The organism is Paraburkholderia silvatlantica (assembly GCF_003096715.1).
Lineage (GTDB): Bacteria > Pseudomonadota > Gammaproteobacteria > Burkholderiales > Burkholderiaceae > Paraburkholderia > Paraburkholderia silvatlantica.
In genome coordinates, this window is the sequence record NZ_QEOL01000031.1 from 13481 (window position 1) to 32786 (window position 19306).

A 19306-nucleotide genomic window follows, 5' to 3' on the forward strand; every position below is an offset into this window, starting at 1 on the left:
CACGCGTGGCGCGGCGGCGGGCTTCCCTGCCTGCGCAGCCGACCCGGCCCCGCTGCCGTACTTCATGGCGGCGGACCGGAGGGCGCGTGTGCCGGAAGCCTTACTTGCCGACCTTGACCGAAGCGACTTCCTTGTCGGCCTGGTCGCGCGTTGCCTTGATCGACTGCGGCATGTACTTCTGCATCAGGCTGTTCACGACGTCGCGGCCAACCTGGTCCTGAACCTGAATGAACTTGCGGCCGGTCGGGCTGCGGTAGAACGTGGTCAGGTCCTTGATTTCCTGCGTGCTGTAGTACTTCGCGTAAGCGTCGTACTGGGCTTGCATGGCATCCTGCTTGAACGAGTCGGTCGCGAAGACCTGGCCTGCCGAGTCAACCAGCTTCGGCACGGCGTTCTTCTGCAGCGACGGAACGGCAGCCTGCTTCTGCTTGTCCGTCATCGTCTTGTTTTCCGAGAGCGCGTCCGACAGGATGGCCGGAACGAGCTGCTTGGCTTGCATCTGGGCGCTGTTGCCGATTGCGCCGACGAGCTTCTGTGCGTCGATCGCGTCGAGCAGGTCCTTGATCGCGGCTTGCTTGGCCGGATCGACGGGTGCTGCAGCCGCTGCCGGTGCCTGGGGGGCGGGCGCCTGGTTCTGGAGCGCCTGAGCCATCGCAAACGTCGGCACGAGAGCGGCCAGCAACATCACCTGCTTGAATCGTTTTTGCATCATTACTCCCTTTGAGAAATTAATCGATTTGCGCTGCCGTGCGGACTGCGGGGCGCCGCGTTGCGCGATGCGCCCGCTCACCGGTCCGCCCGGCATACCATTCATTTCGCTGACACTAACAAGGCTCGCTGAAACCCACCTTAAAGCCCGCGTAAGCGCATGGATCGAACACGCTTTCGCGGGCCCGCAGACGCATCACTCTTCGCCTTCGCCCGGTTCGCCCTCACCTTCGGCGTCCACTTCTGCGTCCGCTTCGGCGATCTGCTGCAGCCCGGAGAGCTTCGTACCTTCGTCAAGGCTGATGAGTGTAACACCTTGCGTTGCACGGCCCATTTCGCGAATTTCCGCCACGCGGGTGCGAATCAACACGCCCGTGGTGGTGATCAGCATGATCTGCGCTTCGGAGTCGACGAGTGTGGCCGCAACCACCTTGCCGTTGCGCTCCGAAGTCTGGATCGCGATCATGCCCTTCGTGCCGCGGCCGTGGCGCGTGTACTCCGTGATCGGGGTGCGCTTGCCATAGCCGTTCTCGGTCGCGGTGAGCACCGACTGCTGCTCGTCGCCCGCCACGAGGAGCGCGATGACCTGCTGATTGTCTTCGAGCTGCATGCCGCGCACGCCGCGCGCTTCGCGGCCCATCGGGCGCACATCGTTCTCGTCGAAGCGCACCGCCTTGCCGGCGTCGGAGAACAGCATCACGTCGTGTTCGCCGTCGGTGATCGCGGCGCCGATCAGGTAGTCGCCGTCGTCGAGACCGACCGCAATAATACCCTTGCGCAGCGGGCGGCTAAAGGCTTCGAGCGGCGTCTTCTTGACCGTGCCCAGCGCCGTGGCCATGAAAACAAACTTGTCGGCCGAGAATTCCTTGACCGGCAGCACGACCGTGATCTTCTCGCCGTCCTGCAGCGGGAACATGTTGACGATCGGACGGCCGCGCGAGTTGCGCGAACCCTGCGGCACTTCATACACCTTCACCCAGTACACGCGACCGCGATTCGAGAAGCACAGGATGTGGTCGTGCGTGTTGGCGATGAAGAGCGTGTCGATCCAGTCGTCGTCCTTCATCGAGGTGGCCTGCTTGCCGCGACCTCCGCGCTTCTGGGCGCGATACTCCGACAACGGCTGCGATTTCACGTAACCGGCGTGCGACATCGTCACGACCATGTCCTGCGGCGTGATCAGGTCTTCGGTGTTCAGCTCGGTGGCGTTCATCTCGATCTTCGAGCGGCGGGCATCGCCGAATTCGCTCTTGATCGAGGTGAGTTCGTCGGAGATCATGACCGTTACGCGCTCGGGGCGCGCAAGAATGTCGAGCAGGTCGGCGATCTGCGCCATGACTTCGCGGTACTCGCCGATAATCTTGTCCTGCTCCAGGCCGGTCAGGCGCTGGAGGCGCATTTGCAGGATTTCCTGCGCCTGCGTGTCGGACAGACGGTAGAGGCCGTCGGGCTGCATACCATATTGCGGGTTCAGCCCTTCCGGACGGTAGGCTTCGCGGCCGCCCGCCGCCGCGTTGTCCTGCTCCGCGCGCGTGAGCATCTCGCGCACGAGCGACGAATCCCACGAGCGGTTCATCAGCTCCTGCTTCGCGATGGGCGGCGTGGGCGCGGCCTTGATGAGCTCGATGAATTCGTCGATGTTCGCGAGTGCGACGGCGAGCCCTTCGAGCACGTGGCCGCGTTCGCGCGCCTTGCGCAGTTCGTAAACGGTGCGGCGCGTGAGCACTTCGCGGCGATGCGAGAGGAAATGCTCGAGCATTTCCTTCAGGTTGAGCAGCTTCGGCTGGTTGTCCACCAGCGCGACCATGTTCATGCCGAACGTGTCCTGCAGCTGCGTCGCCTTGTACAGATTGTTGAGGATGACCTCGGGCACTTCGCCGCGCTTGAGCTCGATCACGACACGCATGCCGCTCTTGTCGGATTCGTCGCGAATATCGGAGATGCCTTCGAGCTTCTTCTCGTTGACGAGCTCGGCAATGCGTTCGAGCAACGAACGCTTGTTCACCTGATACGGCAGCTCGTCGACGATGATCGCCATGCGCTGACCGCGATCAATTTCCTCGAAGTGCGTGGCCGCGCGCATCACGACGCGGCCGCGGCCGGTGCGATAGCCGTCGCGCACGCCGGCGACGCCATAGATGATGCCCGCGGTCGGGAAATCGGGGGCGGGAATGATCTCGATCAACTCGTCGACCGTCGCCTGCGGGCTCTTCAGCAGATGCTGGCAAGCGTCGACGACCTCATTGAGATTGTGCGGCGGAATGTTCGTGGCCATGCCGACCGCGATACCCGACGAACCGTTGATGAGCAGGTTCGGAATGCGCGCGGGAAGGATCTGCGGCTCGTTTTCGCTGCCGTCGTAGTTCGGCCCGAAGTCGACCGTTTCCTTGTCGATGTCGGCCAGCAGTTCGTGGCCGATCTTCGCCATGCGGATTTCGGTGTATCGCATGGCGGCGGCGTTGTCGCCGTCGATGGAGCCGAAGTTGCCCTGGCCGTCGACCAGCATGTAGCGCAGCGAAAAGTCCTGCGCCATCCGCACGATCGTGTCGTAGACAGCCGTGTCGCCGTGGGGGTGGTACTTACCGATGACGTCGCCGACGATACGCGCCGACTTCTTGTAAGCGCGGTTCCAGTCGTTATTCAGCTCGTGCATGGCGTAGAGCACGCGCCGGTGGACAGGCTTGAGGCCGTCACGAACATCCGGAAGTGCTCGCCCGACGATCACGCTCATCGCGTAATCGAGATACGAGCGGCGCATTTCCTCCTCGAGGGAGATTGGCAGAGTCTCTTTGGCGAATTGATCCATTATCGATGTCTTATTTGGGCACGCGGTGTGCTGGCGCCTCGCCCCGACTGGAGGAGCGCAGGTCGCCGCAGTCACCGCGGGACGCCCAGCTGTCGCATGGACGCCGCGGACGCAGCGCATCACGCGATTCTACCATGCACGACACCCTCGCCCGCCGCCTGCGTATACCTATTAGAGGAGTGAAGCCGAAGGGCTCAAAAGCGCCTTGAGCGTGGCGCAAACGCCGCAGTGCGAACCGCAATCCGATGCATCGCCCCCGATTTGGATGACAATGTGTGACGCTCGTGCTACCCAGGCGCAATACCAGGTAAAATTAAGGGAACTTTTTTGTTGCGGGCGTACCACGTTCGACTAGCCGCAGTGAAAGGGGCGGATTTTTTTTATCGTCGGAGGGGAACGATATGGCAAAATGCCAACGCACAAAGTTAGACACTGCTCGAAGTCTACACAACGCAAAGCGTTCCCCACAACGTGCCAATGTTATACTTCGAGCAATGTATGACTTGTCTTCGTCACATGGCTCGCAGTAAACCTGCGGTAATCTCAATTTCGAGAGGAGAAATATGAATAAACTTTCAAAGCTCGCGTTCATTGCAGCTACCGCAGTTGTGGCTGCATCCGCTCAGGCACAATCGGTGCCGGCGTCGCGACAAGCCGTCAATGACAACTGGGTGAATGGTACCGGCGAATACGTGTGGATGAACGGCACGAACGAGCTTTGCTGGCGCGATGCATTCTGGACGCCGGCCACCGCCAACGCCAAGTGCGATGGCGCCCTGGTCGCCCAGGCACCGCAGCCGCCGGTCGCTCCGCCGCCGCCGGCCATCACCAGCCAGAAGATCACGTACCAGGCTGACGCCCTGTTCGACTTCGACAAGGCCATCCTGAAGCCGGCTGGCAAGGAAAAGCTGGACGACCTGGCAAGCAAGATCCAGGCTCTGAACCTCGAAGTCGTCGTCGCGACGGGCTACACCGACCGCATCGGCTCGGTTGCCTACAACGACCGTCTGTCGCTGCGCCGTGCGCAAGCCGTCAAGTCGTACCTGGTCAGCAAGGGCGTTCCGGCAGAGCGTATCTACACGGAAGGCAAGGGCAAGCGCAACCCGGTTACGACGGGCTGCAACCAGAAGAACCGCAAGGCTCTCATCGCCTGCCTCGCACCGGACCGTCGCGTGGAAGTCGAAGTCGTCGGCACGCAAAAGCAGTAATCGCGAGCTCTCGACCGCAAGTCTCAAAAGCCCCGCTTCGGCGGGGCTTTTTTTATCCCACGCCTTACCCTTCTTTCATTTCGCCTGTCTCCGCGCGGCTATATCGGTTTGGAAAGGTTGACGGCACAGCGTGGCATTTTGCCGCCCTGGGCACCCGCCTATATACTCGGGGTTTATTCTTTCCGACCCGCACCGCGCTTCAGGCTGCCACGACATGACGAATGCCGATCCCCACGAGCTGCAGAAATTCAGCGATCTCGCTCATCGCTGGTGGGACCCGAACGCCGAATTCAAGCCGCTGCACGAACTCAACCCCATTCGCCTCGGCTGGATAGACAGCCATGCGCATCTGCCGTCCAAGCGTGTGCTCGACATCGGCTGCGGCGGGGGCATCCTTTCCGAATCGATGGCAGGCCTCGGCGCAACCGTGAAAGGCATCGACCTGTCGCGCGAGGCGCTCGGCGTGGCCGACCTGCACAGCCTCGAGAGCGGCGTGACGGTGGACTACGAGCTGATCGCGGCCGAAGCGATCGCCGCGCGCGAACCTGCATCGTTCGACGTCGTGACCTGCATGGAAATGCTCGAACACGTGCCGCAGCCCGCCGAGGTCGTGAAGGCCTGCGCCACGCTCGTGAAGCCTGGCGGCTGGGTGTTCTTTTCGACGCTCAATCGCAACGTGAAATCGTATCTTCTTGCCGTGATCGGCGCGGAATACATCGCGCAGATGCTTCCCAAGGGCACGCACGACTACGCGCGCTTCATCCGCCCCTCGGAGCTTGCCGCGTTCGTGCGCGACGCCGGCCTGCGTGTCGCCGAGATCAAGGGCATCACGTATAACCCGCTCACGCGGCACTTCGCGCTTTCGAACGATTCCAGCGTCAATTACATGATCGCTTGCCGGCGCGACGCCTGACGGCAGCGCGAGCGGTGCCGCCGAATCCCCCTGCTCCGGCGGCATTTCCTGCACACCGGCGCACTGCGCCATCGTTTCCAGACATGAACTCATCCACGAACGCCCAATCTGCCGCGGCGCTTGCCGCCTGCGACGCCGTGCTGTTCGACTTCGACGGCACGCTCGCCGATACGGCCCCCGATCTCGCCGCCGCCGTCAACCAGATGCGCCACGCGCGCGGCCTCGCGCCCGCGCCGCTCGAAAGGCTGCGGCCGCTCGCTTCGGCGGGCGCGCGCGGCCTGATCGGCGGCGCGTTCGGGATCGGCCCCGACGACCGCGAGTTCGCCGCCATGCGCGAGGAGTTTCTTGCCAACTACGAGGCGAATCTGCGCATCGAGACGGCACTTTTCGCGGGTGTCGATGCTGTGCTCGACGACCTCGACGGCCGCGGTGTGCGCTGGGGCATCGTGACCAACAAGGTCGCACGCCTCACCGAGCCGCTCGTGAAGCTGATGCATCTGGACACGCGCGCAAGCTGCGTGGTGAGCGGCGACACGACGCCTTATTCCAAGCCGCATCCGGCGCCGTTGCTGCACGCGGCCGAGGCGCTCGGCCTTGCGCCGCAGCGCGTGGTCTATGTCGGCGACGATCTGCGCGACGTGCAGGCGGGCGCCGCGGCGGGCATGGCGACGATCGCCGCCGCCTACGGCTACTGCGGCAACGACGTGCCGCCCTCGCAGTGGAACGCGCAATATATCGCCGACACCCCAGCGACGCTGTTCGCCCTGCTTCAGCACGTCGGCAAGCCGGCCTGAGGCGCCGTAAAGCGGCTTTTGATCGCGAACACCCCACGCGCCCTTGAACCGGGCGCGGTTCGCCTCATATGGCGAACTATGGGATAATTGTATTTTTCTCTGGGGCCGACCTGGTTTCGACAGGGGTTATGAAGTAATCAGGGCATGCCGAGGACCCGTCACCTCGTTAATCAATGGGAAAAACGTAACTGCAAACGACGATACGTTCGCACTGGCAGCCTAAGGGCCGCCGTCCTCTGCCTGGCTCACTGACGGGCTAGTGTCGCAAGACCGGTAGCAATACCGCCAGAGGTCATTTACGTCAGTTAAGCCTTGGTGGCGTCACGACGCCAAGGTCGAAAATTGAGTGAATCGCCGTAGCGCAGCGTGTTCGTCCGCGTCGCTGCGGTTAAATCAAATGACAGAACTACGCATGTAGAACTGGTTATGGACTGCTTCTGGACGCGGGTTCGATTCCCGCCGGCTCCACCAGATATTTCCGGTCGTCCACGACGAACGGACTCGAGCCCCGGCGCCGCAAGGCTGTCGGGGCTTTTTGCTTTCCACCGGTTCCGATCGCCGGCTAACCGGGCAGCGCGCACACAAAAAACTCGCGACGGCCCTCTCGGACCTCGCGAGTTCTTCTTCATTACGCCACAAGCCGCGTAGCTGCCGCCTTTACACCATTAATTGTCCTGCGGACACTGCAGATTACAGCCGTTCGGATCGCCCAGATCGCCACGCTTGCGCGCGGCGGTCGGCTTGCCATGCTGGTACTTGCCCGACGGCGCCGAAGCGGCGAACTGCATTTGCGGATGCTCGTTGAACTTGAACTGATCGCTCAGAATGCCACCCGGGACGCCGGGGGAATTCTGCGCGAAAGCAACGTTGAAGGTAGCCAACAACGCTGCTGCCGTAGCGGCTGCAGCACCTACTTTGAGAACAAATTTCATGGTCGATCGGCGCGACGAGCGCGCATCTGAAACGTGAGGGCGAATACGAACTGAAAGTATCACAAAAAGCGCCTCAGTCTGCAGCGTAGTCCGGCCAATCCGTTGCCTTCCATTACAATGCCCGCACGTCGCCCTCGCGCGGCCCGCCCCATGCCGCTTCGAGTTCCACCACGTCGCCGCACATCGCTGGATCGTATCCCTTCAGTTGCGCGACCGATGCACGAAACCCGGCTCCGCGCAGCAAACCCAGCACCGTCGCCAACGGCTCATGCGCGAGATGACCGCGATCACACGCGAAATAGTAGTCTTCGTCTGCAATCTCGATGAAATCGAGCCCGAAATGGTGCGCTGCCGGCGCCACGCCGAAGCCCACGTCGGCCATTCCGCTCGCCACGAATGCGGCGATCGCCGAATGCGTCAGCTCCGACGACGCATAGCCGTTCACGCGCTCGGGATCGACGCCGATACGTGTCAGCAGCAGGTCGATCAGCATGCGCGTGCCCGAGCCCGGCTGCCGGTTCACGAAACGGATGTCGCCGCGCGCGAGATCGGCGAGACCCGTGATCTGTTTCGGGTTGCCGCGCCCGACAAAGAGGCCCTGCTTGCGCTGCGTGAGATGGATGAGCACGTGCCGCTGCGGGTCGAGCCAGCTGCGGTAGGCGTTGGCGCAGGCGGCCCGAAAATCCCCGCGCGGCAGATGAAAGCCCGCGAGATCGCATTCGCCGCGCGCGAGCGCCGTGATCGCGTCCACGCTGTCGCGGTACTTGATCTCCACCGGCACCTGGTCGGCGACGAGCGCCGTCACGAGCGCCGCCACCGCGTAGCCGTGCGAAGCATGGATGCGCAGATCCTGCGCATCGGGTGCGAGCCAGCGGTTCAGGTCGCTCGCCACTTCACTTGCCAGCGCCTCGAGGTTGCCCTGCAGCCGCTCCCCGCACAGGCGCTGCGAGCGCAGCACAGCCTCGCCCAATTCGGAAAGCACGGACCCACGGCCACGCGCTTTCGCGATCAGCGCGCCCCCCAGGCGCTCTTCCACTTCACGCAAAACACCCCACACATGGCGATAGGACAAACCCTTACGCTGCGCGGCCTGCGCGATGCTTCCTTCTTCGGCGACGAGCGCAAGCAACGGCACAACGTCCGTCAGGCTTGCCTCGCGGCCTTCCGCGTCGCGCACGACTAGCTGCGCATGGCACTCGACCTTGATCATTATGAAATTTCCCTTCCTATTGCATCTGCCTTTCCACGGGCCTATTGTTCGGTCAGACAACAAGACAACCGCAGCATAGATGCACACTTTATGAATAACAAGTGCATATATGCCCAGGAGAAGCCCCATGATGGAAGAGACAACTGCTAGCGCGCCGGACGATCTCGTCCTGCGCCACGCGCAACCAGGCCGCACGCTGCTTGCGATCCTGCATGCGATCCAGGACGAAGCCGGCTTCGTGCCGCCGGCCACGGTCGTGCCGCTCTCGAAGGCGCTGAATCTTTCGCGCGCCGAGGTCCACGGCGTGATCACCTACTATCACCACTTCCGCACTGCGCCGCCCGCGCCGGTCACGGTCCAGCTGTGCCGCGCCGAGGCCTGCCGCAGCATGGGCAGTGAGGCGCTCGCGCAGCACGTCGAGGCGCACACGGGCTGCCGGTTCGGACAGCACGGCCACGACGCCGAACACGCGCACGCGCATGAAGGCCCGGTCGCGCTGGAGTCCGTCTATTGCCTCGGTCAATGCGCGCTCTCGCCCGCCATGATGATTAACGGCACGTTGCACGCAAAAGTGACCCCGCAGAAGTTCGACAAGCTCTACGCTGCCGCGCTCGCGACCGTCCCCACCGAGGAGGCCGCATGATCCGCATCTACGTTCCCCGCGACTCCTCGGCCCTCGCGCTCGGCGCAGACGCGATTGCCGAGGCCATCGAACGCGAAGCCGCCGCGCGCGGCGCGAACATCGAACTCGTGCGCAACGGCTCGCGCGGCCTGCTTTATCTCGAACCGCTCGTGGAAGTTCAAACGCCCGACGGCCGCGTCGGCTACGCGAACGTCGAACCCGACGAAGTCGGCGCACTCTTCGACGCCGGCTTCCTGCAAGGCGGCCTGCACGCACGCAGCGTCGGCCTCGTCGAGCAGATTCCGTATCTGCGCAAGCAGCAGCGCCTCACCTTCGCGCGCATCGGCATCACCGACCCGCTTTCCACCGGCGACTATGTCGCCCACGGCGGCCTCGCAGGTTTGCGCAACGCGTTGAAGATGACCGGCGCCGCTATCTGCGAAGCGCTCCTCGAATCGGGCCTGCGCGGCCGCGGCGGCGCGGCGTTCCCGGCCGGCATCAAGTGGCGCACGGTTGCGAACGCGCAAGCCGACCAGAAGTACATCGTCTGCAATGCCGACGAAGGCGATTCGGGCACGTTCTCCGACCGCCTCGTCATGGAAAGCGATCCGTACGTGCTGATCGAGGGGATGACGATCGCGGGCATCGCGGTGGGCGCGACCGTTGGCCATATCTACGTGCGCAGCGAGTATCCGCATTCGATCGCGGCGCTCGAGGAAGCCATCCGGCGCGCCCGCGCGGCGGGCTGGCTCGGCGACGACGTGCTCGGCAGCGGCAAGCGCTTCGAACTGTTCGTGGCCAAGGGCGCGGGCGCTTACGTGTGCGGCGAGGAAACGGCGCTGCTCGAATCGCTCGAAGGCAAGCGCGGCATCGTGCGCGCCAAGCCGCCGCTGCCCGCGCTCTCCGGTCTCTACGGCAAGCCCACGGTCATCAACAACGTCATCACGCTCGCTACGGTGCCGATCATCTTTGCCAGGGGCGCGGCGTTCTACAAGGACTTCGGCATGGGCCGCTCGCGCGGCACGCTGCCGTTCCAGCTCGCGGGCAATATCGCGCGCGGCGGGCTCGTGGAGCTTGCGTTCGGCGTAACGCTGCGCGAACTGATGGTCGACTACGGCGGCGGCACCGCCAGCGGCCGTCCGGCACGCGCCGTGCAGGTGGGCGGCCCGCTCGGCACCTATCTGCCGGAAAGCCAGTGGGACATTCCCATGGACTACGAAGCGTATGCGGCGGTTGGCGCGGTCGTGGGTCACGGCGGCCTCGTCGTGCACGACGACACGTCGAATCTCGCGGAACTCGCTCAGTACGCGATGGAGTTCTGCACGCTCGAATCGTGCGGCAAGTGCACGCCGTGCCGTATCGGCTCGACGCGCGGCGTCGAGGTGATCGCGAAGATCCGCAAGGGCGACACGTCCGAAAAGCAGGTCACGCTGCTGCGCGACCTGTGCGACACCATGGTGTCCGGGTCGCTCTGCGCGATGGGCGGCATGACGCCCTACCCCGTGATCTCCGCGCTCAACCATTTCCCTGAAGATTTCGGTCTCGAACCCGTCGCCCAACAACCGGCGGCCGCCTGAACGAGGAACCACCATGTCCGACACGCTCATGTCCCAAGCCGGTGGTTGCGGTTCCGGCAATTGCGCCTGCAAATCGGCAGCCATGAAGCAACGCTCGCCCCTCGACGACACCGATTACGGCACGCCGCCCGTCCACGCCGATGTGGACGTCACGCTCGAAATCGACGGCCAGTCCGTCACCGTGCCGGCCGGCACGTCGGTGATGCGCGCCTCCATCGAGGCCGGCATCAACGTGCCGAAGCTCTGCGCCACCGATTCGCTCGAACCGTTCGGTTCGTGCCGCCTGTGCCTCGTGGAAATCGAAGGCCGCCGCGGCTATCCCGCTTCGTGCACGACACCCGTCGAAGCGGGCATGAAGGTACGCACGCAAAGCAATCAATTGCAGAAGCTGCGCCGCAACGTGATGGAGCTGTACATCTCCGATCACCCGCTCGATTGCCTCACCTGCCCCGCCAATGGCGACTGCGAACTGCAGGACATGGCCGGCGTGACGGGCCTGCGCGAAGTGCGCTACGGCTTTGACGGCGCGAACCACCTGAAAGACAGGAAAGACGAATCGAATCCGTACTTCACGTACGACCCGTCGAAGTGCATCGTCTGCAATCGTTGCGTGCGCGCCTGCGAAGAGACGCAAGGCACGTTCGCGCTGACCATCGCCGGGCGCGGCTTCGAATCGCGCGTGGCGGCGGGTGCGAGCGAATCGTTCATGGACTCGGAATGCGTGTCGTGCGGCGCCTGCGTGGCCGCATGCCCGACCGCCACGCTGCAGGAAAAGACCGTCGTGATGCTGGGCCAGGCCGAACATTCGGTCGTGACGACCTGCGCCTATTGCGGCGTAGGCTGCTCGTTCAAGGCCGAGATGAAGGGCAACGAAGTCGTGCGCATGGTGCCGCACAAGAACGGCCAGGCGAACGAAGGCCACGCCTGTGTGAAGGGCCGCTTCGCGTGGGGCTACGCGACGCACAAGGACCGCATCAAGAAGCCGATGATTCGCGCGAAGATCACGGACCCCTGGCGCGAAGTGAGCTGGGAAGAAGCGATCAACTACGCCGCGAGCGAGTTCCGCCGCATCCAGGCGAAGCACGGGCGCGATTCGATCGGCGGCATCACGTCGTCGCGCTGCACGAACGAGGAAACGTACCTCGTGCAGAAGCTCGTGCGCGCCGCGTTCGGCAACAACAACGTCGATACCTGCGCACGCGTGTGCCACTCGCCCACGGGCTACGGCCTGAAGACGACGCTCGGCGAATCGGCGGGGACGCAGACCTTCGCTTCCGTCGATCAATCCGACGTGATCATGGTGATCGGCGCGAACCCCACCGACGGCCACCCCGTGTTCGGTTCGCGCCTGAAGCGCCGCGTGCGTCAGGGCGCGAAGCTGATCGTCGTCGATCCGCGCCGCATCGACATCGTCGATACCGCGCACGTGAAGGCCGAGTACCACCTGCAACTGCGCCCGGGCACCAACGTCGCGATGGTCAACTCGATCGCGCACGTGATCGTCACCGAAGGGCTCGTCAACGAGGCGTTCGTGGCCGAGCGCTGCGAAACGCGCGCATTCGAGCAATGGCGCGACTTCGTCTCGTTGCCGGAAAACTCGCCCGAAGCCATGGCCGAAGTGACCGGCGTGCCGGCCGGGCAGGTGCGCGCCGCCGCGCGCCTCTACGCGCAGCAAGGCAACTCGGCGATCTACTACGGCCTCGGCGTCACGGAACACGCGCAAGGCTCGACCATGGTGATGGGCATCGCCAACCTCGCGATGGCCACCGGCAACATCGGCCGCGAAGGCGTGGGCGTGAATCCGCTGCGCGGCCAGAACAACGTGCAGGGTTCGTGCGACATGGGCTCGTTCCCGCACGAGCTGCCCGGCTATCGCCACGTGGGCGACGCCACCGTGCGCGGCCTCTTCGAAAGCGCCTGGAACGTCGCGCTGCAAAGCGAGCCGGGCCTGCGCATTCCGAACATGTTCGACGCGGCGCTCGACGGCACCTTCATGGGCCTGTACTGCCAGGGCGAGGACATCGTCCAGTCCGACCCGAACACGCAGCATGTGGCGGCCGCGCTTTCGTCGATGGAATGCATCGTCGTGCAGGACATCTTCCTGAACGAAACGGCAAAGTACGCGCACGTCCTGCTGCCGGGCTCGTCGTTCCTCGAAAAGGACGGCACGTTCACCAACGCCGAACGCCGCATCTCGCGCGTGCGCAAGGTCATGCCGCCTGTCGCAGGCTATTCGGACTGGGAAGTGACGATCCTGCTCTCTCGCGCGCTCGGCTACGAGATGGACTACACGCATCCGTCGCAGATCATGGACGAGATCGCGCGGCTCACGCCCACGTTCCACGGCGTCTCGTACAAGAAGATCGACGAGATGGGCAGCATCCAGTGGCCGTGCAACGAGCAGGCGCCCGATGGCACGCCGATCATGCACATCGACGAATTCGTGCGCGGCAAGGGCAAGTTCGTCATCACGAAGTTCATCGCCTCGCCGGAGAAGGTCACGCGCCGCTTCCCGCTCCTGCTCACGACGGGCCGCATCCTCTCGCAGTACAACGTGGGCGCGCAAACCCGCCGCACCGAGAACTCGCGCTGGCACGAGGAGGACCGCCTCGAGATCCACCCGGTGGACGCCGAAGACCGCGGCATTCGCGACGGCGACTGGGTGGGCATCGAATCGCGCGCAGGGCATACGGTGCTGCGCGCGAAGGTCAGCACGCGGATGCAGCCGGGCGTGGTCTACACGACGTTCCACTTCCCCGAGTCGGGCGCGAACGTCATCACCACGGACGCCTCCGACTGGGCCACGAACTGCCCCGAGTACAAGGTGACGGCCGTGCAGGTCAGCCACGTGCAGCAGCCTTCGGAGTGGCAGCGCGAATACTCGCGCTTCAACACGACCCAGCTCGAACTGCTGAGCAAGCGCGAACCGCTTACAACCTCAGGGAAATAAAGCGATGAAAGCGGATCACTTGATCGAAATGGCGAACCAGATAGGCATGTTCTTCGACTCGCTGCCCGATCGCGAAGAAGCGCTCACGGGCATCGCGGAGCACATCCGCAAGTTCTGGGAGCCGCGCATGCGCCGCAGGCTGCTCGCGGCGCTCGATGGCGAAGGCGAGCAAGCGGGCTTCACGGAGATCGTGCTTGCCTCGCTCACGAAGCATCGCGAGGCGCTGGCGCCCGCGGCGGCTTGAGCCGGGCCGGCCCGCCCCATCAGACGCATGGCGCCGCGCGGTTCAGACCGGCGGCGCCTGTGCAAAGCCCGCAGCGGCATACCACGTCTCGCAGTGGCGCAGCAGCGCATTGAGGTCCGACGCGGGACGCCCCCGCGCGCCGATATAGCCGTCGGGCCGCACCAGATAAAACGCGGGCCGCGTGCGCCCGTACGATTCGGTTAGCGAGGCCGCGCCCTCGCCCGCCAGCGGCGTCTCGCCGTTGTCGAGCTCGGCGATCCACCAGACCCGCAACGCCTGCGGAAACAGCCGCTCGACGGCTTGCACAAAACGCATGAGCGCTGCGCTCGCTTGCGCGCCGTTTTTCGCCGCTGCAGCGTCGGCGTCGCCCTCCACCAGCAGAAACAACGAAAAGCACGCCGGGTCGTGCAGATCGAAGATGCGCCCCTTGCCCGGCGCCTTGCCTAGCGGACCGTCCACCACGCGCACGAATGCGTCCGGGGCGCGCTCGCCCGCGCGCGGGCCGCCGTCCAGCACGCGCTCGAGCGTGAGCGGGCTGCGGCGGTACTGGATCGACAGCTCGCTCACCGCCTGGCGCGCCGCGTCGCGCAGCGGTCCGAGCGCGACGAGCGCCGGCATCACGCGCTCGCGCAGCAGCTTGAGCGGGCCGTGATCGGCTTCCACCAGCTGCGTCATGAAGCTCGTCTGCTGCAGCACGAGCCGCTCGATCGGGTAACGCTCCGCGTGATAGGTGTCGAGCAGGCGCTCGGGCGCGCCGCGCGCGTGCACGCGTGCGATCTTCCAGCCCAGATTGAAGGCTTCCTGGATACCCGTGTTCAAGCCCTGCGCGCCTGCGGGGCTGTGCACGTGCGCGGCGTCTCCGGCAAAGAAAGTGCGCTCGACGCGCAGTTGCCGCACCATGCGGCTGTTCACGCTGAAGTACGAAGCCCAGCTCATGTCCGAGACGGACACCGGGTGGTGCACGCGCTGCAGGATGATGTCGCGGCATTCAGCCAGCGTGGGCACGGGGATCGTGCCTTCGGGCGCGGCGGGCAGCATGGCCTTGTGATCGGCGATCAGGCGGTAACGGCCGTGGCCGAACGGAAAGAGCGCGGCGAGACCGTCGCCCGAGGCGAAGATATGGAACTCGTCGTCGGACCAGGGCGTGCTCGCGCTCAGGTCGGCGAGCAGGAACGATTGCGCCATCGTCTCGCCGTCGAACTTCATGTCGAGACGGTGGCGCACGGTGCTATGCGCGCCGTCGGCGGCAATCACGTAGGCGCAGCGCAGCGACTCGACGCGTCCGTCGGGGCGGCGCACTTCCGCGCTCGCGCCGGCCGAGCCCTGGGTGTACTCCAGCAGTTCGCAGCCGCGCTCGATCTCCACGCCGAGCGTTGCGAGATGCCCGGCGAGAATGCGCTCGGTGACGGTCTGTTCAATGAAGAGCAGATAGGGATAGCGCGTGAAAAGCGGATCGAAGTCGAGCCGCGCGCGGCGCTGGCCGTTCGAATAGAGATTCGCAATATGCGCGCGGTGGCCGAGTTCGAGAAACGGCTCGACGATGCGATGCTGCTCGAACAGTTCGAGCGTGCGCGCCTGAATGCCGATCGCCCGCGAGTGGCGTCCGGGCTGCGGCGCGCGATCGATGAGCCGCACGGGAATATGCGCGCGCGCAAGACTCATCGCCGCGGCGAGCCCGGTGGGTCCCGCGCCCACGATGAGCACGGGCGCGAGAGAAGAAGCCACGGCCATGCAGACCTCCATGTGAGCAGGCCCTTAGTGTATCGCCCGCGCCGGGACTGGTCGCGCGGCAGCGCATCAAATGCGGTCTGAATCGAGCGGAAAGTCGCTGCGCGGCTTCCCGCGCTCAGTGCGCGTGCGGATGCCCGTGCGCCTGCGTGTGTCTGTGCGCGCCGTCCGGCACGTCCAGCGCGCAGCGATGCTCGCTCGTGCCGAGATCCACCTGCAACGTCACGTGCCGCATGCCGAAGCGCCCCTGAAGCGACTCGACCATATGATCGAGCGCGGCGTCGCCGGGGTGCCCCGCCGGCATCACGAGGTGTGCGCTCAGCGCGCAGCCCGTGGTCGAAAGCGCCCAGACGTGAAGGTCATGCACGTCGATTACGCCTTCCTGCTGCGCGAGGAAACTGCGCACGCGCACGATGTCGACGTTCTCGGGCACCGCAGCCAGGGCAAGCCGCACCGACTCGCGCAATAGCCCCCAGGTGCCGTAGACGATCACGAGCACGACCGCGATCGACATGAGCGGATCGATCCAGCTCCAGCCCGTCGCAAGAATCAGCAGACCGCTCATGGCCACGGCGGCGGAAACGCCGGCGTCGGCGGCCATGTGCAGGAAGGCGCCGCGAATGTTCAGGTCGTCCTTTTGCCCGCGCACGAAAAGCCACGCCGAGAAGCCGTTGACCACGATGCCGATGGTCGCCACGACGAACACGTCGAAGCCAGCGACCGGCGCCGGATGGAACAGCCGGCCAAGCGCTTGCGCGAGGATCGCGCCGCACGCGAGCAGGAGCAGCGCGGCGTTGGCGAGCGAGGCGAGAATCGACGAACTGCCGAACCCGAACGTGAAGCGCGCCGACGGACGGCGTGTTGCGAGCCACGCGGCGCCCCAGGCGAGCAGCAGGCCGAGCACGTCGGACAGATTGTGGCCGGCATCGGCGAGCAGCGCGGTGGAATGCGCGAGCACGCCGTACACCGTCTGCACGACGACGATGAAAACGTTCAGCGCGACGGCGATGGCGAACGCGCGGCCGTGCCCCGCGACGGGCGCGTGGTGATGGTGGCCGTGCGCGTGACCATGCCCGTGCGGCGCGTGGGCGTCCTCGTGCGCATGGCCGTGGCCGTGCTCGTGCTCGTGCACATGCTTCCCGGCGCCTTCGGCGTTGTGCGCGTGTTCGTGATCCGCTGCGCTCATGCGCCCTCCTGCCATTGCGCCGAGGGTTCGGCCACGTGTTCCAGCATGCCGGCGATCATCGCGCTGATATGCGCGTCCGCAGCCGCATAGAACACCTGCTTGCCCTCGCGTTCGGCGCGCACGACGCGCGCGGCGCGCAACAGCCGCAGGTGGTGACTCACGAGCGACGGCGACAAACCGAGCGTGTCGGCAATCGCTCCCACGGCAATCCGGTCCTGGACACACGCGAGCACGATGCGCAGGCGCGTGGCGTCGCCGAGCAGACGGAAGAGGTCGGCGAGCGGAACGACGCGCTCGTCATCGGAAACTGGGGTCATGACTACATACGATACATATGAACAAGTGTTCAAATGTTAGTTCGACAACGAATGCCCGTCAACTTTCGATCAACATTTGGCCAACTTCGGGACTGGGTCCGCGAGTGTGGGAAAATGCCGCCTTTGTGTCTCGATCGTTTTGCTTCTTCAGTCATGGAACAGCTTTTTGTCCGCGCGTACGCCGCACATCGCGACGGCCGGCTGGACGACGCCGAGCGCGACTACCGCGCGACGCTCGCCGCCGATCCCGTGCACGTCGATGCGCTGCATCTGCTCGGCGTGCTGCGGCATCAGCGAGGCCAGCATGCCGAAGCCGCGGACCTCGTGCGCCGTGCAGTCGCCTTGCGCCCTGACGACGCCGCGCTCCAGCTGAACCTCGGCAACGCGCTCAAGGCGCTCGGCGAACTGGAAGGCGCGATCGAGCGCTTTCGCAACGCCCTCACGCTCGCGCCCGCCTTTGCGCTCGCGCATTACAACCTCGGCAACGCGTATGCGGCGATCGGCCGGCACGAGGACGCGATGTACGCGTTCGGCGAGGCCGTGCGCCTGCAGCCCGGCGACGCCTCGTCGCACAACAATCTCGGCAATGCGCTGCACGCGCTTGGCCGCCATGCCGAAGCCGCCGACTCGTTTCGCCGCGCGCTCAAGATCCGCCCGGGCCACGCAGGCGCGCACAACAACCTCGGCATGTCGCTCAACGCGCTTGGCGACAGCGCGAGCGCGGTCGAACATTTCCAGCAGGCGCTGCGCGCGCAGCCGCGCTTCGTCGCCGCGCATTTCAATCTCGCGAATACGCTCGATGCGACTGGCCATCACGCCGAGGCCGTGGCGGCCTTCGAAACGGCGCTGTCGCTGCAGCCGCATTTCGCGCCGGCCCTCTTCGGGCTCGGCAATGCGCTTGCCGCGCTCGGCCGCCATGACGAAGCCATCGGCCCCTACGAGCGTGCGATCGGCTTCGATCCGAAATTTGCCCTCGCCTGGCTCGCGCTCGGCGCGGCGCATCACGCGCTCGGCCGGCATGCGGCCGCGCTGCGCGCCTTCGACGAAGCGCTGCGCGTGCGGCCCGATCTGGCCGCCGCGCATTTGAACCGGGCGCTCACATGGCTCACGCTCGGCGACTTCCGGCGCGGACTGCCCGAGTACGAATGGCGGCTCGATCCGGCCGCACGCGACGAGGCGCACGCCAACGCACCGCGAGGCGCGGGCTACGCTCCGCCCCCGCGGGTGAACGCACCGATCGCGCCGCGCACGCCGCAAGGCGCGCTGCCACGCTGGCACGGCGAGCCCCTGAACGGCCGCACGCTGCTGATCGAGGCAGAGCAGGGTTTCGGCGACACGCTTCAGTTCGTGCGCTTCGTGCCGCAAGTCGTCGCGACGGCGCAGAAGACCAACGCGCGCGTCGTGCTCGAAGTGCAGCGCGCGCTCGTGCCGCTCATCGCGCCCGCAGCCGAAGCCTGGCGCGTCACGCTCGTCGAGCAGGGCGCGCCCCGGCCCGCCGCCGATCTGCACTGCCCGCTCCTCTCGCTGCCGCTCGCGCTCGGCACGAGCATCGACACGCTGCCCGCGCGCACGCCCTACCTCAACGCCAGCGCGGCCTACAGGCGCAAGTGGCGCGGCTCGCTGGGCGGCCAGGCGCGCCGCAAGATCGGCCTTGCGTGGTCCGGCCGCATCCAGAAGCACGAGAATCGCGCGATTGCGCTCGCCGCGCTCGAACCGCTCTTCGCGCTCGACGGTATCGACTGGATCGTGCTGCAGCCCGAACTCAGCGCCGCCGAACACGCGGCGCTCGACGCGCATCCGCGCGCCCGCTCGATCCACCGGCTCGGCGGCAAGCTGCGGGATTTCGCGGACACCGCGGCCGTGATCGAACGTCTGAACGGCGTCGTGTCGATCGACACCTCGATCGCCCACCTCGCGGGCGCGCTGGGCGCGAAACTCTGGGTCATGCTGCCGTTCGCCGCGGACTGGCGCTGGTTTGCGGGCACCGACGAAAGCCCCTGGTATCCGCGCGCGCGGCTCGTGCGTCAGCCGCGCCCGCATGCGTGGGGGGAAGTCGTGGAAACGGTCGCGCGCGAGTTGCGCGACGCGTAAGCGGCACATGAAAAACGGGA

General features: G+C 65.5%; 15 protein-coding genes and 1 other RNA gene. 9 read left to right on the top strand and 7 right to left on the bottom strand.

Translation table 11 applies throughout. The annotated features are described in order from the left end of the window. Window positions 1-100: 100 nt before the first annotated feature. Together C7411_RS31615 and gyrA are read right to left on the bottom strand one after the other, a co-directional pair. Complete coding sequence (locus tag C7411_RS31615; protein WP_042261293.1) at window positions 101-709, bottom strand: DUF2059 domain-containing protein; 609 nt, start codon at window positions 707-709, stop codon at window positions 101-103. 195 nt (window positions 710-904) lie between these two features. After that, window positions 905-3514, bottom strand: a complete 2610-nt coding sequence (gyrA, locus tag C7411_RS31620) for a DNA gyrase subunit A (protein ID WP_110387995.1) — start codon at window positions 3512-3514, stop codon at window positions 905-907. 563 nt (window positions 3515-4077) lie between these two features. Here gyrA and ompA point away from each other — a divergent pair. From ompA to ssrA, 4 genes are all read left to right on the top strand, one after another. Continuing rightward, window positions 4078-4722: an outer membrane protein OmpA gene (gene ompA / locus C7411_RS31625; protein WP_042260999.1), complete on the top strand. Its 645-nt coding sequence runs from the start codon at window positions 4078-4080 to the stop codon at window positions 4720-4722. A 214-nt stretch (window positions 4723-4936) separates the two neighbouring features. Continuing rightward, complete coding sequence (gene ubiG, locus C7411_RS31630) at window positions 4937-5635, top strand: bifunctional 2-polyprenyl-6-hydroxyphenol methylase/3-demethylubiquinol 3-O-methyltransferase UbiG (protein WP_110387996.1); 699 nt, start codon at window positions 4937-4939, stop codon at window positions 5633-5635. Between the two features lie 83 nt (window positions 5636-5718). Beyond that, on the top strand, window positions 5719-6429 hold the full coding sequence (gene gph, locus C7411_RS31635; RefSeq protein WP_110387997.1) for a phosphoglycolate phosphatase: 711 nt from the start codon (window positions 5719-5721) through the stop codon (window positions 6427-6429). A 101-nt stretch (window positions 6430-6530) separates the two neighbouring features. Then, window positions 6531-6900, top strand: a transfer-messenger RNA (tmRNA) gene (gene ssrA, locus C7411_RS31640). Window positions 6901-7094: 194 nt separating this feature from the next. On the opposite strand, the gene C7411_RS31645 is transcribed toward ssrA, so the two are convergent. Together C7411_RS31645 and C7411_RS31650 are read right to left on the bottom strand one after the other, a co-directional pair. Then, the gene (locus tag C7411_RS31645; protein ID WP_110387998.1) at window positions 7095-7361 is read right to left on the bottom strand and encodes a hypothetical protein; all 267 of its coding nucleotides are present in this window, start codon (window positions 7359-7361) and stop codon (window positions 7095-7097) included. Window positions 7362-7473: 112 nt separating this feature from the next. After that, window positions 7474-8571 carry a substrate-binding domain-containing protein gene (locus tag C7411_RS31650; protein WP_110387999.1) on the bottom strand — a complete coding sequence of 366 codons (1098 nt, stop codon included), beginning with the start codon at window positions 8569-8571 and terminating at the stop codon, window positions 7474-7476. Window positions 8572-8701: 130 nt separating this feature from the next. On the opposite strand from C7411_RS31650, the gene C7411_RS31655 reads away from it, so the two are divergent. Genes C7411_RS31655 through C7411_RS31670 form a run of 4 tightly spaced genes read left to right on the top strand, consistent with a single transcriptional unit; the run spans window position 8702 to window position 13964 of the window. Next, complete coding sequence (locus C7411_RS31655) at window positions 8702-9214, top strand: NAD(P)H-dependent oxidoreductase subunit E (RefSeq protein ID WP_110388055.1); 513 nt, start codon at window positions 8702-8704, stop codon at window positions 9212-9214. After that, complete coding sequence (locus C7411_RS31660; RefSeq protein WP_110388000.1) at window positions 9211-10770, top strand: formate dehydrogenase beta subunit; 1560 nt, start codon at window positions 9211-9213, stop codon at window positions 10768-10770. The genes C7411_RS31655 and C7411_RS31660 overlap by 4 nt, the downstream gene beginning before the upstream one ends. Before the next feature lie 13 nt (window positions 10771-10783). Then, window positions 10784-13720 carry a formate dehydrogenase subunit alpha gene (gene fdhF, locus C7411_RS31665; protein WP_110388001.1) on the top strand — a complete coding sequence of 979 codons (2937 nt, stop codon included), beginning with the start codon at window positions 10784-10786 and terminating at the stop codon, window positions 13718-13720. Window positions 13721-13724: 4 nt separating this feature from the next. Continuing rightward, on the top strand, window positions 13725-13964 hold the full coding sequence (locus tag C7411_RS31670; RefSeq protein WP_110388002.1) for a formate dehydrogenase subunit delta: 240 nt from the start codon (window positions 13725-13727) through the stop codon (window positions 13962-13964). Window positions 13965-14006: 42 nt separating this feature from the next. On the opposite strand, the gene C7411_RS31675 is transcribed toward C7411_RS31670, so the two are convergent. The 3 genes from C7411_RS31675 to C7411_RS31685 form a co-directional block, all read right to left on the bottom strand. Beyond that, window positions 14007-15695 (bottom strand): FAD-dependent monooxygenase, encoded by a 1689-nt coding sequence (locus C7411_RS31675; protein ID WP_110388003.1) that lies wholly within the window; start codon window positions 15693-15695, stop codon window positions 14007-14009. Between the two features lie 115 nt (window positions 15696-15810). Then, window positions 15811-16878, bottom strand: a complete 1068-nt coding sequence (locus C7411_RS31680; RefSeq protein WP_243413416.1) for a cation diffusion facilitator family transporter — start codon at window positions 16876-16878, stop codon at window positions 15811-15813. Beyond that, window positions 16875-17195, bottom strand: a complete 321-nt coding sequence (locus C7411_RS31685) for an ArsR/SmtB family transcription factor (protein WP_028208195.1) — start codon at window positions 17193-17195, stop codon at window positions 16875-16877. Before C7411_RS31685 ends, C7411_RS31680 begins: the two co-directional genes overlap by 4 nt. A gap of 153 nt (window positions 17196-17348) precedes the next feature. On the opposite strand from C7411_RS31685, the gene C7411_RS31690 reads away from it, so the two are divergent. Then, entirely contained in the window at window positions 17349-19286 is a 1938-nt protein-coding gene (locus C7411_RS31690; RefSeq protein ID WP_110388005.1) for a tetratricopeptide repeat protein, read from the top strand. The last annotated feature ends 20 nt before the right edge of the window (window positions 19287-19306 follow it).

Bases quoted from the DNA above. Each gene is read 5' to 3' on its own strand.
- ompA (WP_042260999.1), top strand. From the start codon at position 4,078: ATGAATAAACTTTCAAAGCTCGCGTTCATTGCAGCTACCGCAGTTGTG.
- C7411_RS31685 (WP_028208195.1), bottom strand. From the start codon at position 17,195: ATGACCCCAGTTTCCGATGACGAGCGCGTCGTTCCGCTCGCCGACCTC.
- gyrA (WP_110387995.1), bottom strand. From the start codon at position 3,514: ATGGATCAATTCGCCAAAGAGACTCTGCCAATCTCCCTCGAGGAGGAA.
- C7411_RS31680 (WP_243413416.1), bottom strand. From the start codon at position 16,878: ATGAGCGCAGCGGATCACGAACACGCGCACAACGCCGAAGGCGCCGGG.
- fdhF (WP_110388001.1), top strand. From the start codon at position 10,784: ATGTCCGACACGCTCATGTCCCAAGCCGGTGGTTGCGGTTCCGGCAAT.
- C7411_RS31645 (WP_110387998.1), bottom strand. From the start codon at position 7,361: ATGAAATTTGTTCTCAAAGTAGGTGCTGCAGCCGCTACGGCAGCAGCG.
- C7411_RS31660 (WP_110388000.1), top strand. From the start codon at position 9,211: ATGATCCGCATCTACGTTCCCCGCGACTCCTCGGCCCTCGCGCTCGGC.
- C7411_RS31615 (WP_042261293.1), bottom strand. From the start codon at position 709: ATGCAAAAACGATTCAAGCAGGTGATGTTGCTGGCCGCTCTCGTGCCG.
- C7411_RS31655 (WP_110388055.1), top strand. From the start codon at position 8,702: ATGGAAGAGACAACTGCTAGCGCGCCGGACGATCTCGTCCTGCGCCAC.
- C7411_RS31690 (WP_110388005.1), top strand. From the start codon at position 17,349: ATGGAACAGCTTTTTGTCCGCGCGTACGCCGCACATCGCGACGGCCGG.
- C7411_RS31670 (WP_110388002.1), top strand. From the start codon at position 13,725: ATGAAAGCGGATCACTTGATCGAAATGGCGAACCAGATAGGCATGTTC.
- C7411_RS31675 (WP_110388003.1), bottom strand. From the start codon at position 15,695: ATGGCCGTGGCTTCTTCTCTCGCGCCCGTGCTCATCGTGGGCGCGGGA.
- ubiG (WP_110387996.1), top strand. From the start codon at position 4,937: ATGACGAATGCCGATCCCCACGAGCTGCAGAAATTCAGCGATCTCGCT.
- gph (WP_110387997.1), top strand. From the start codon at position 5,719: ATGAACTCATCCACGAACGCCCAATCTGCCGCGGCGCTTGCCGCCTGC.
- C7411_RS31650 (WP_110387999.1), bottom strand. From the start codon at position 8,571: ATGATCAAGGTCGAGTGCCATGCGCAGCTAGTCGTGCGCGACGCGGAA.